This window comes from Photobacterium sp. Alg240-V54 (genome assembly GCF_900537155.1).
Taxonomy (GTDB): Bacteria; Pseudomonadota; Gammaproteobacteria; order Enterobacterales; family Vibrionaceae; genus Photobacterium.
This window is the reverse complement of record NZ_UNRL01000001.1, coordinates 777,732-790,233: the sequence shown is the minus strand read 5'-3', so window position 1 is coordinate 790,233 and position 12,502 is coordinate 777,732. Positions and strand designations below refer to the sequence as shown.

Here is a 12,502-nt window from a genome sequence, read left to right as displayed (position 1 = left end):
TGTTGCTTAAAAACCGAAACCAAAACCAGCCGCAATACCGGCATTGTGTTGGCTATCATCAGAAGCCGCTAAAGTAACAATGCTATGTTGGCCAACATCAAATTTTCCTCCAATAGCCATTGCAGATTGGTTGCCATAGTTTGCTGCACCCATACCTATCGTGTAATGATAACCTTGTCGCATTGGAATCGAGCTCATAGCCATCGCACTGGCAATACCGGCATTGGCTTGGTTATGTACTTTTTCAATACGATGAGTCAGCAGGTTTACTTTTTGATCTGTGTACTGATTTGCCGCTGATAATGTTGTAACAGCTTGTTGATCGGTATATGTCTTAGCATTGTTTAAGGTTGCGATGTTTTGTTGTGCAACATAGTGTTTCGTTTCCGTAACCGCAATTTGTTGTTGTTTATCCAGATATTGTTTTGCTTCTATGATAGCGTTATTTTTTTGTTGCTGAGTATAAATATGGCTTTGAGTAATTTGTTGATGTAATTGACCCATATTAACGGCATCAGTATTAGCTTTACCATTTGCAACATGTTCTAAACGACGCTGAAGCTTGGCATTACCAAAAGAAACTTGGCCATCGTTTGATTGTGAGCCATTACCAATAGCAATCGAGTTTTTACCTGTTGCTTGAGCATGATCACCTAAAGCAATGGTACTTGCATCAGCAGAGGCATAGTTACCAATAGCAATAGCATGTGAACCTGTTGCCGTACTTTGGATACCTGTTGCCGATGAGGCGGCACCAAAAGCAACAGCGCTGTTGTCGTTAGCATGTGCATTAGTACCGATTGCAATAGATTGGTTATTTGTACTTGATGCGGCTGCACCAATAGCAATTGCTGAATCTTTGCCTGAATCTGTTTTTGCTTGATAGCCAAGAGTAATGTTATGAGACAAAAGGTTTGATGGGCTATGAGCATTGGTAGGTGATGCATAGGTTATTGTTGATGTTGATAACATTGCAAGTACAGCACATGTTTTTTGATAGCTATTCATGATTAGTTCCATATGAAATAAGTGGTAATACTATTTGTTTCATATGGAAAAGTTAGAGCGATAAATAGAATTATATTTACCATTTTTTAAGTAACTATAATCATTATCAATAAGATACCAATAATATAGAAAATAAGCATGAAAATATATTTTTGATATCAATGAAAGCTCAACATGATTATTTTTTGATCTTGATATAATGTTTTTATTGATGTGATAAAAAATATGGGGTTGTTATTTATACAAGATAGAGCTAAAGCTCTAAATTCTATGATTGAGTCTAATTGTAATATAACTAAATAGCTATATTTCTTATCGGTAGGCTTGTTTAGTGTTTGTTTTTATTATTTTTTCTTTGGTTTATTTTTGTCGGATAAACAGGCGCTATAATCATTAAAGCCTTTTTTTTGACATTCAATAACCTTTTGTTTCATTTGTTCTAATTGTTGTCGATCACGTACCGAGTAAATATTTCCATTGAGACAAGATATCGAAATAACGCCATTCGGCTCAAATTGGTAACCTTCAACTTCACTCCCACAAGGATTAAATCCTAACCCTGCATTGACACTCACTTTTGTCGGAATCGTGCGTACGCTTTCAGTTACACATCCAACTAATAATAGTGAAAATAAGCATGTAATAATAAATTGTTTCATAGAATAAACGGTTTTAGAGTGAGAATTAAGGGGCTATAGTATAAATGAAATAAAAATAGATTTCTTGTTCGTAAATAAACCAACATATAATTATAAACATGCAGATATAACTACCTACATGTTTATATTACATTATTGAGTGGTTATTCTTCATCACCATTGATAATAGTAACCGGACCATAATAGTGGTGATGATGATGGGTGGTATGGTGATGGTGATGAGTTTCTTTATGTGCTGCGCCAACACCACCGTGAATATGGTGTCCATGTGATGGCTCATGATCACGATATTGTTGATGATCCTTATCATGCTTGTGTTTTACATCGTCAGAGTAATGGCGTTCCATTGTCTCATGTGTTGATTCTTTTGTTTTTTGAGTTGCCATATAAAAGCCTCTATTTTTTATATTATATCGGGACTCAATAATCGTAGTTCATTTTTTTAAATAAGCGCGATTATCGTGTTTTTTTATATCGTAAAATAAAAATAGTTCTCACGTCATTAGTTAAATTGTTGATTTTTAGTTGTTATTTTTTATTTGTGTTTTTTGAAATATTATGGTGATTATCATTAATCGTATTAAATACAGTCAATAATTAATATTATTGCAATATGGAATTAATGTTTTACATTCAAATTGTTCGCAGAGTAACAGCGTAAGTGCTATAAAGTTGGCTGTTTAACGATGCGGAATACACCATGAATCTCGACGAATTTAAAATATTATCAGTAGTGCTTATTTTTGTGACTACTGTGCTTGCTGGTTTGTATCCGTTTTTTCGTAAATTTAAAACGACGCGACCTTTAGAGTCTCCTGCGGCAGAAGCATTAGCGTCGGGCGTCTTTCTTGGTGCTGGTTTAATTCATATGCTGGGTGATGCCTCAACATCATTTTTAGATCATGGTATTGAATATCCTATTGCTTTTGTATTAGCTGGCTGTGTCTTTTTGCTTCTATTATGGTTTGAACACTTAGGTCGTCGTTTAGATGAACATGGTGATAGTAATAGTCCGGCATTTGCTATTTTAGCGATGATTATTTTATCTATTCATTCGTTATTAGCAGGTACAGTACTAGGATTAAGCGGTTCTATTACCATGATGGTGATGATTCTGATCGCTATTTTAGCGCATAAATGGGCTGCAAGTTTCTCATTAGCGGTTCAATTAAGTAAAAGTCGTTTATCATTGCGCCAGTCTTTATTAATGTTTGGGTTATTTACTTTAATGTTGCCGCTAGGGGTTGCGTTAGGATCGGGTGTTTTAGAATACACCAGCAGTTACCCATTATTAGAGCCTATTTTTTACTCATTAGCTGCTGGTACATTTTTGTATCTCGGCACACTACATGGCTTAAAACAATCTACCATGGTTGATAAATGCTGTGATTTAAAAAACTTCACATTCGTTGTGGTTGGCTTTCTATTAATGGCCGTAGTGGCTATCTGGACTTAAAATAAAAAGGCGACTGAGTAAGTCGCCATTGGTTAATTAATTTGTATGTCGTTAGTGTTATTTCTGTTCAGCTAATAGATCAATAAAGAACGCATATTCTAAGGCATCTTCATGGAGTGCCTTAAAGCGACCTGATGCGCCGCCGTGTCCTGCTTCCATATCAACTTTGAACAACAGACGGTTATCGTTTGTCTTAATATCACGCAGTTTGGCAACCCATTTCATTGGTTCGAAATACTGTACTTGTGAGTCATGTAACCCTGTAGTTACCAATAGGTGAGGGTAGTCATGCGCTGTAATATTATCGTAGGGTGAATAGCTCAACATATAATCGTAATATTCTTTATGGTTTGGATTACCCCACTCATCATACTCGTTAGTTGTTAATGGAATAGACTCATCCAGCATCGTTGTAACGATATCAACGAATGGCACGTGTGCTGCGACACCACAATAAAGTTCAGGTGCTTGGTTGATGATTGCCCCCATTAATAGGCCGCCGGCAGATCCACCCACGGCAAAGATCTTGTCTTTCGCGCCATAGCCCTGCTTGATTAGCGATTGGGTAACATCAATAAAGTCATTAAAGGTATTTTGCTTGGTGAGTTTCTTACCGTCGTCATACCATGGACGTCCCAACATTTCAGAGCCACGAATATGAGCAATCGCATATACAAAACCGCGATCTAATAAGCTTAAACGGGTTGATGAAAAGCTCGGGTCGATAATGGCACCGTATGAACCATAACCATATTGATACAATGGGTTAGTGCCATCTTTTTTGAAGCAATCTTTACGATAAACTAATGATACTGGAACCAATTTACCGTCGCGAGCAGGCACCATTATGCGCTCAGAGCGGTAATTGCTTGCATCAAAATCACCTAAAACTTGTGCTTGTTTTAATACGACTTTACTACCATCACTTAAATTAAAATCATAGTGAGTACCTGGGGTGGTCATGCTTGAGTAATACAGACGTAATTTGTTAGTATCGATCTCTTTATTACCGTAAAGGTAAAGCGTGAATGCCTCATCATTGAACTGTAATTGCTGCTGTTGTTGAGTGTGAAGATCACGTACTGTCACGCGAGTTAAGCCATTTTCACGCTGCTGATAGACTAGATAATCATTAAAGATCTCATAATCTTCCAGCATTGCTCCTTCTTGAGCTGGGATCACATCTTGCCAATGATCTTTATTGCCAATATCAGATGTTGTCACTTTCATTAAGCGAAAGTTAACCGCTTTATAGTTGGTTAAAATATAGAACCAGTTATCTAGTTTAGAAATACTGTATTCTAAGCCTACTTCACGATCTAAGAACGAGATTGCTTGCGCATTAGCATCGTTAGCATCAATAACAGAGACGGCGCTAGTTTCGGTGCTTGAATGCCAAATATAGATAAGTGAATTATCTTTACTTTTACCGATTGAAGTATAAAAAGTTGGATCGGTTTCTTCAAAAATGAGCTGATCGTCTGCTTGTGGTGTACCTAAGCGGTGACGATAAACTTGATAGCCTAATAAGGTTTGAGGGTCTTTATGGATATAGTAAAACGCTTGGTTGTCATTTTGCCAAGCGACAGAGCCACTGGTGCCGGTGATTTCATCAACAAGATATTGACCTGTAGTCAGATCTTTAATCTTAATCGTGTATATACGACGGCTGACAGTATCTTCTCCATAAGCCAATAAATTTTCATTAAGGCTAACGCTTAAACTAGATACATCATAGTAGTCATGCTTTGATGCGAGATGGTTAAGATCGAGTAATACTTGCTTATTTGTGCCTGTAAAATCAGTTGTACGAACAGAAATAGGGTACTCGTTATCACCTGATACTTCGCTTGAATAATAATAACTGCCTTGCTTTACAGGAACCGTATTATCATCTTTAACAATACGTCCTTTTAATTCATCAAATAATGTTTTTTGTAGACCTTTGGTGTGCGCCATCACTGCGTCGGTATAGCTATTTTCAGCATTAAGATGCGCGATGATCTCAGGATCCGTTCGGCTGTCATCTCTCATCCAATAATAATCATCAATACGGGTATCGTTATGAATACGCATCTCATGAGGGATCTTTTTAGCAACAGGTGCAATAACGGTTTGATTGATGTTGCCATCATGAGCTGTCGCTGATGTTGTGTCGTTCACAGTGTTGTCCTTTTGTGGCAACTGAATGGAATAAAACCACTCAGTAAGACCAATAGATACAGCAATATTATTTGCTTTGATGATAATAATCTTGGGGCGAATAAGCGTTTTTTCAATCCTCACTTCGACAAAACAAAAGCTTAATAATTACGCAAATACACAATAATCATTGTTGGTCTATGAAAGAGCATAGCAAGATGGTAATTGATGTTTTCATTATTGAATATCTTACAATAAGATTTTGATTTTTAAGTAATTAAGTGATTGTGTGGGTATTTGTTGTTTCATGTTGTGAGAATGAATAAAAAACCACAACTAAACGTGATCTTTATCATAAAAACGATCAACGAATTATTTATGATGAAAACAATATAAGTTATCTGATTGTAATAAAATGAAAAAAAACAGTGTTATTGCGATAGGTGTACTTGTTTTAGCTGGACTTATCGGTGCGAGAGATTTGTATACAACGCTATACCCACAACATGTGGTAAATATTAATGGTAATACATTGAATTTAGGACAGGTTTACTCTCAGAATTTATTGTCAACTGTAACGATAACAGCTGATGGAGCAACTTTATTAACCGCCACTTCACCACTTTCAACCATCGTTAAACAACTTACAATGAAACTTCAACATGACGTTAATCAAGGCAATCGTGAGCTTGTTAGTGGTGAAAAAATGCAGTTAGCGACCGCATATTTTAATACTAATATTGTCATTCATTTATCGACAGTTGTGATGTATAACAGCCAGCATTATAAAGCGATCTCAATGCCATTAGAGTCTGTAACTGTAAGCTATACCGCTAACAATGAACTGCAATTTAATGACATTATAGAGTTAGCTCAGCGTTATCAAAATAAGACCCAAGAGGTATTTAATAACAACTATAATTTTATAGATTGATGAGTAGTAAATAAAATAATAGCTATCACACATTCACATTAGAAAAGATTGCAATCAAATTTGTGATGGTCATTTGATTCTAGAATTTTATGATTGTTTGTTTTTAAAGACCGTAGATGCTTTCATTTACTTTTATTTTGACAAAAAAGAACGAACATGAAAGTTACTAGACGGTCATTTATACATTACACTGCCTCACTATCGGTATCAGCTGCAGCATTAACCACTGTGGGGGTGATGGGGCAACCAATAGCAGCTAAAAAGGATAATGTGCTGTTTATTGCCATTGATGATCTTAATGATTGGATTGGTGCTTTAGGGGCACATCCACAAGCAAAGACACCCAATATAGATCGTTTGTTTCATCGCTCAACGGCGTTTACCAATGCGCATTGCCAAGTGCCTGTATGTGGGCCTTCGCGTACGGCTTTATTAACCGGAATGAGTCCAACCACGACGGGGCTATACACTAATAAAGAATTAGGCATCAAACCGGGGTGATATTGGGACAGCCATAACTTTTTGAGGACCTTTTATTAAGGACAGCCATATCCTTGCACATAAGGCATGAGCTACTACAATTAAGCTTCAAGTTGCTTATGGTGAAACCAATGACAATCTCAAGACGCAAATTGATCGAGCCTCAAATTACACCTTTTTACCATGTGATTAACCGCTGCGTACGGCGGGCGTATTTATGTGGTGACGATCCGTATAACGGCAAAAACTATCATCATCGTCGAGGTTGGATAGTAAATAAAATCAAACAATTAGCCACTGTTTTTTGTATCGATATTTGTGCTTATGCGGTGATGAGTAACCATTATCATTTGGTACTGAAAATAGATACTGAGCAACAACAAAAGCTAACGCCGAAAGCAGTAATATCGCGCTGGTTGCAACTATTTAATGGTCATCCTATTGCGGTCGATTTCTTAAAAGAAGGACAAGTAGGCGCAGAAAAACAGCAGGCGTTATCAAATTTAATCACTGAATGGCAGCAAAGATTAGGCAGCATTAGTTGGTTTATGCGCTGTCTTAATGAAGAAATCGCTAGAAAAGCCAATAAAGAAGACCAGTGTAAAGGCGCGTTTTGGGAAGGGCGATTTAAGTCTCAAGCACTATTAGATGAACAATCGTTACTATCGTGCATGATGTATGTTGATTTAAATCCGATCAGAGCTGGCGTTACACCGTCACTAGAACAGTCAGATTTCACCTCGATTCAGCAGCGCATTCGTGAATATCAGCAACCTAAAACTGCCACTAAACAACTACCATCTTTTCAATTATTACCCTTTGTGGGTGCTGAACATCAGGCTAAAACGGCAGGAATAAACTTTGCCTTTGCCGATTATCTTGAACTTATAGACTGGACTGGTCGTTGTATTCGCGAAGATAAACAAGGGTTTATATCATCGAATCAACCCAAGATTTTACAACAATTGGGAATAACATCGAATGCTTGGCTTGAGCATAGTGAACAATTTATGGAACGTTACGCTAATGTAAGCGGTAAATGGTCTCGAATGTGTGCCTTCAAACAACGTATTGGTGGTCAGTGGTGTAAAGGAAAGTCGGCGAGTCACCGGCTACATCCTAACTAGAGTTAGCTTATTTATAATCGAATGAAAATACCGCAACAGTTGTTAGGATTGTGGGTGTTGTCGATCCTGGTCCAGAATAAGAATGTGATGTAACCCACGATTATAAATATGCACAGTTGTTAGTGCTTATATATCATCATAATAATGATCGACTATTATTGTTGAGTTCTACATTAAATCAGTGATCTATTTTATTTATAATATAGGAAGAGATAATGAAGCGAGCCGATTTTATACAATTATATTTAGAGAAAAAAGGTGTTAATAGGTACCTGACGAAGCCTTACCCTGCATGCTTAATCTTATTTCAAGCAAATCCTAAGCCTCGTTTATTTGAGTCACCGTTGAAGTTATTTGTTTTACAATCAGTATTTGGATCTTTGTCATGGGGATTTATGATGTGGCTGATTATATGGCAATTTGAAGAGTTTTCTGTTTATTATCTATATGCGAGTGTATTTTTTGGGGTGTTTACTGCAGCAATATTAGCGGTGAATGTCGCAAAAACTCAAACAAGGTTAAAGATTGATAATTGGGAGCAATGGCAGCAAGATAACCATTTTAACGAATCATGTAATGGATAAATATTCCGCTGGAGAGGGAGCAACTGATAGGGTTAAATAAATTGTTGAAATAACCAAACGGCTATTTCAACAATGAATATTAATAATAGATTGCTAGATAGATTAATCAATCACGACTAAGCAATTAGGCAATTCATTTTTTTCTTCTGTATAAGGTAGGGCATTTGTCAGTAACTTCCCTGATTGTTGTAAGCATTGAATAAAGCCTTCAAAGGTTCTTCCTGCTTTAACATCTTTGGTAAAGTCACGCACTAAGCTTTGCCATGCTTCATCGCTGATACGTTCACTAATGCCATAATCTGTCAGAATTTCAACATAATGCTCGGCTTCACAAACAAAGATCATTACACCTAAATGTTGTTTAGTGCGATGAACACCATTGGCTAAAAACTGCTCTCGAGCAATAAGACTTGCACGACGATGTTTTACAGCTTTAGGTAATAAACGGTATTTTATTGCGGGAAGACGAAAAATTAATGTCAAAATAATAAAGGTGCTTAATTGTACCCATAAAATATCTGTTAGCTCTAACCATAACGGAGTAATCGTTAACAGAGCCGGAACAAATAACGCAATAATGGCAGCCCATAGGGTAGGTACAAAGTAATAGTCATCAGCTTTAGTTGCCATTACGGTGATTAACTCAGCATCGGTGGTTTTTTCCATATCACTGATGGTTTGACTAATTGTTTGTAGCTGCTCGTTTGTAAATAATTTCATTACCATCCTCCTGATGCACCGCCGCCGCCAAAGCCACCGCCGCCACCACTAAAACCACCGCCGCTGTTACCACCACTGCCGCCAAAACCGCCACCGAAGCCACTAGAGCCACCACGGCTTGACGAACCAAAACCACCACTGGTGAAAACATCGCCATCACGGCCGTAGTAGGTTGAACGATTACGGCGTCGACGACTAAAGGCAATAATTTGAATGATCACTACAAACAGAATGAACAAATAGAAATCGTATGGCGGTTTATCTTCAGTAGCGACAGGTTTATATTCACCATGGATTGCAGCAATAATAGCGTTGACACCATTATCAATACCTGTGGCAAATTTACCCGCTTTGAACGCAGGTTTGATTTGATGGTTAATAATATTGATCGCAATGGCATCAGGTAGTGCGCCTTCTAAGCCATAACCGACTTCAATGCGCATTTTTTTGTCATTTTTAGCGATAATTAATAGCACGCCATTGTCATGTTGCTTCTGACCAAGTCCCCATGCTCGACCTAATTGGTAGCCATAATCAGCAATAGGAATACCGTTGGTTGAAGGGATTGTGACCACAACAACTTGGTTTGATGATGATTTTTCTTCTGCGGCCAGAATCTGATCGAGTTGTTGTGTTTGCGCTTGATTAAGCATATGGGCGTCATCGACCACTCTTCCTGTTAAGGCTGGAAAAGTGATCGCAGCCAAAACATTTTGGCTGACGAGCAATAAAAGTCCACATGCTAAAAGGACTTTTTTCATTTAAAACTCAACCTTAGGTGCAACATCAGCATTGGCTGTCGTTGCGGTGAAATTGGGTTTAATTTTCAAATCGCTATACATTGCCCAATGCCATAAACGACCAGGGAAAGTACGGATCTCAGTATTAAAGGCTTTTACTGCATTAATATAATCACGACGAGCAACAGCAATGCGATTTTCTGTGCCTTCTAATTGTGCTTGAAGCGCAATAAATTGTTGGTTTGCTTTAAGATCAGGATAACGTTCAGACACAACCATTAATCGAGACAGTGCACTGCTTAATTGACCTTGAGCGGCTTCAAATTTTTTAAAGGCTTCTGGATTATTTAATGTTTCTGGCGTCACTTGCATCGAAGACACTTTTGCTCGTGCTTCAGTAACGGCAGTTAAAGTATCTTTTTCGTGTTCGGCATAGCCTTTTACGGTGGCGACGAGATTAGGGATCAAATCAGCACGGCGTTGGTAGTTATTTTGAACTTGTGCCCAGTCAGCATTAACTTGTTCATCAAGAGTGGGAATAGTATTAATACCACACCCCGTTAACTGAGTTAGCAGTAATGCTATAAACAAATATTTAATTGATTTTAGATACTTCACTATAAAATTCCTGTGTTATGCTTTTAAGTGATTATTATTAATCAAGTAAAGCATAAATTTCATCATAGTTGGTAAATGATTATCTATAATTGTGACTATTTTATGTTAAAGCGTCATTTTTTAATAAAATTAATCGGGAAAATGCCGAGGATAGTGGTTTTAAATTCTATACGGGAATGGTTGATACATAAAAAATAACCCATGCTAATGGTTAGATTAACATGGGTATGATGCTGTTTTTAATCGTGAATTTGGTCTTCACCGTCGTTGCTATTTTATTAATTAAACCCAGCAAGATGAGCACAAATTACAATTACGCTTGATGTGATAAACAGTAGTAACATAAAACGCCAGCTAAAGCGGATCCAGTCACCCCAATCAATACGGCAAACCCCTAATGTCCCCATTAATGATGCAGATGTTGGCACAACGATATTGGTAAAACCATCGCCTAATTGGAAGGCCAATACCGTTACCTGACGAGAAATACCAGCAATATCACCTAAAGGTGCCAGTAATGGCATGGTGAGTGCGGCTTGGCCTGAGCCTGAAGTCACAAAGAAGTTAAATATCGATTGGAATAGATACATAATCCATACAGCAGCAACGTCAGGAATGCCACTGATTGCGCCGCCGGCACTGTTTAAAATGCTATTAAGCACACTAGGTTCATCAGCGGAGCCATCACCAAGAATTAACAATACGCCTTTTGCGCAACCAACAAGCAAAGCAGGGGCTAACATAACGCCAGCGCCTTCTTTAAATGAAGTCGCAATATCGTTTAAGGTCATATTATTGAGTTTGAACACGACACCAAGAATACCTGCCACAAAACCCATAGTGAAAAATTGTGATGCTATTTCAGGAATATACCATGCATGGGCGACAACACCCCATACCACCCATCCAGTTGTAATAGCAACGGTTGCGATAACTAATGTATAGCCGATATGCCACTGTGATTGCTGAACATCCGCGGTTTTTTCACGTAAGAATTGATCGGTTTTAAAACTATAGGATAGTTCTGGGCTACGTTTGATTTTAGCCGCATAACGCATAGTAAAGATGACACCCATTAAGGTGAAGCCGACCCACATTGGTAAGCGTAATTCCATACCAGAAAGTACTGGAATTCCGGCAATACCTTGCGCGATAGCAACTGAAAATGGGTTCATCCAAGAAGAGGCAAAACCGACTTGAGTCGCGACATAAGTTACCATTACTGTAGTAATACCGTCATAACCAAGACGAAGCATAAGAGGGGCGATGATGATCGCAAATGCAATCGCCTCCTCACCCATACCAAATACAGCACCACCTAGTGAAAACAAGACAAATAAAACGGGAATGAATAAAAAGTCGCTACCTTTAGTTTTGTGGATCAGTGCTAAAATACCCGCATCGATGGCACCAGTACGCATAACGACACCAAATGCACCGCCGATCACCAGCATAAACATAATTACACCGACAGCAGATCCCCATTTACTGCCAGAGACTAAGCCTTCAAACATAAAGTTCATTAAGCCTATGCCGCCACCGGCGCTAAATAAACCGACAGTGTTATAAATTTTATCGCCACTAGCATCTATTGCGTAGGTGAACGAGGTAGGATCGATAACTGTCCGTGTTTTTTCAACCCCATCTGCGATAAAACTGACGGTTTGTTGAGAGAAGCTACCTGCAGGAATTAAGTAAGTCAGTAAGGTCGCTAATACACCAACCATAAAAATGATGATTAATGTGTCAGGTACTTGCCATGACTTTTTGGTGTTGGCTGTGATGGGATGGTCAATTGAACTTTGCAAAATATAATCCATTATAAAATGATATTGTATGCATAAAATATCAATTGTTATGCGTTACTTATCAATTTAATCTTCTTGTTGTTACCATGAGTATTATTATATTTTGCATGATAACTAAGGATATTTATTTGCTGTGAGAATAATACAAGGTTTTAATAGATTTGTTTTTATAAATTATTGTTTATTAGTCTATTTTTTGTTGTTTGTGCTGGTTATAGCTCACAAA

The 12,502-nt window shown here is 37.8% G+C and carries 13 protein-coding genes; 5 read left to right on the top strand and 8 right to left on the bottom strand.

All coding sequences use genetic code 11. The annotated features are described in order from the left end of the window. Nucleotides 1–6: 6 nt before the first annotated feature. The 3 genes from G6R09_RS03350 to G6R09_RS03340 form a co-directional block, all read right to left on the bottom strand. Nucleotides 7–1,008, bottom strand: coding sequence for a YadA-like family protein (locus G6R09_RS03350; RefSeq protein ID WP_163920504.1), 1,002 nt, complete (start codon nt 1,006–1,008; stop codon nt 7–9). A 344-nt stretch (nt 1,009–1,352) separates the two neighbouring features. Then, complete coding sequence (locus tag G6R09_RS03345; RefSeq protein WP_163920502.1) at nt 1,353–1,667, bottom strand: hypothetical protein; 315 nt, start codon at nt 1,665–1,667, stop codon at nt 1,353–1,355. Nucleotides 1,668–1,810: 143 nt separating this feature from the next. Further along, on the bottom strand, nt 1,811–2,053 hold the full coding sequence (locus tag G6R09_RS03340) for a hypothetical protein (protein ID WP_163920501.1): 243 nt from the start codon (nt 2,051–2,053) through the stop codon (nt 1,811–1,813). A 314-nt stretch (nt 2,054–2,367) separates the two neighbouring features. Between G6R09_RS03340 and G6R09_RS03335 the strand changes: the two genes are divergently transcribed. Next, the gene (locus G6R09_RS03335; protein ID WP_163920499.1) at nt 2,368–3,123 is read left to right on the top strand and encodes a ZIP family metal transporter; all 756 of its coding nucleotides are present in this window, start codon (nt 2,368–2,370) and stop codon (nt 3,121–3,123) included. 57 nt (nt 3,124–3,180) lie between these two features. Here G6R09_RS03335 and G6R09_RS03330 read toward each other — a convergent pair whose 3' ends face one another. Continuing rightward, complete coding sequence (locus G6R09_RS03330; RefSeq protein ID WP_235859631.1) at nt 3,181–5,286, bottom strand: S9 family peptidase; 2,106 nt, start codon at nt 5,284–5,286, stop codon at nt 3,181–3,183. A gap of 394 nt (nt 5,287–5,680) precedes the next feature. On the opposite strand from G6R09_RS03330, the gene G6R09_RS03325 reads away from it, so the two are divergent. The 4 genes from G6R09_RS03325 (at nt 5,681) to G6R09_RS03310 (ending at nt 8,390) form a co-directional block, all read left to right on the top strand. Then, nucleotides 5,681–6,199: a hypothetical protein gene (locus tag G6R09_RS03325; protein WP_163920490.1), complete on the top strand. Its 519-nt coding sequence runs from the start codon at nt 5,681–5,683 to the stop codon at nt 6,197–6,199. Nucleotides 6,200–6,355: 156 nt separating this feature from the next. Then, nucleotides 6,356–6,700 carry a sulfatase-like hydrolase/transferase gene (locus G6R09_RS03320; RefSeq protein ID WP_205522973.1) on the top strand — a complete coding sequence of 115 codons (345 nt, stop codon included), beginning with the start codon at nt 6,356–6,358 and terminating at the stop codon, nt 6,698–6,700. A 110-nt stretch (nt 6,701–6,810) separates the two neighbouring features. Continuing rightward, nucleotides 6,811–7,806: a transposase gene (locus G6R09_RS03315; protein WP_163920488.1), complete on the top strand. Its 996-nt coding sequence runs from the start codon at nt 6,811–6,813 to the stop codon at nt 7,804–7,806. Nucleotides 7,807–8,021: 215 nt separating this feature from the next. Next, nucleotides 8,022–8,390, top strand: coding sequence for a DUF6404 family protein (locus G6R09_RS03310; RefSeq protein ID WP_163920486.1), 369 nt, complete (start codon nt 8,022–8,024; stop codon nt 8,388–8,390). A gap of 102 nt (nt 8,391–8,492) precedes the next feature. Here G6R09_RS03310 and G6R09_RS03305 read toward each other — a convergent pair whose 3' ends face one another. From G6R09_RS03305 to yfcC, 4 genes are all read right to left on the bottom strand, one after another. Beyond that, nucleotides 8,493–9,110: a TPM domain-containing protein gene (locus G6R09_RS03305; RefSeq protein WP_065166921.1), complete on the bottom strand. Its 618-nt coding sequence runs from the start codon at nt 9,108–9,110 to the stop codon at nt 8,493–8,495. Next, on the bottom strand, nt 9,110–9,871 hold the full coding sequence (locus G6R09_RS03300; protein ID WP_163920484.1) for a YgcG family protein: 762 nt from the start codon (nt 9,869–9,871) through the stop codon (nt 9,110–9,112). The genes G6R09_RS03305 and G6R09_RS03300 overlap by 1 nt, the downstream gene beginning before the upstream one ends. Next, complete coding sequence (locus G6R09_RS03295; RefSeq protein WP_235004321.1) at nt 9,872–10,468, bottom strand: LemA family protein; 597 nt, start codon at nt 10,466–10,468, stop codon at nt 9,872–9,874. 278 nt (nt 10,469–10,746) lie between these two features. Continuing rightward, a complete protein-coding gene (yfcC, locus tag G6R09_RS03290; RefSeq protein WP_240345703.1) occupies nt 10,747–12,195 on the bottom strand; it encodes a putative basic amino acid antiporter YfcC in 1,449 nt (482 codons plus the stop codon). Nucleotides 12,196–12,502: the final 307 nt, after the last annotated feature.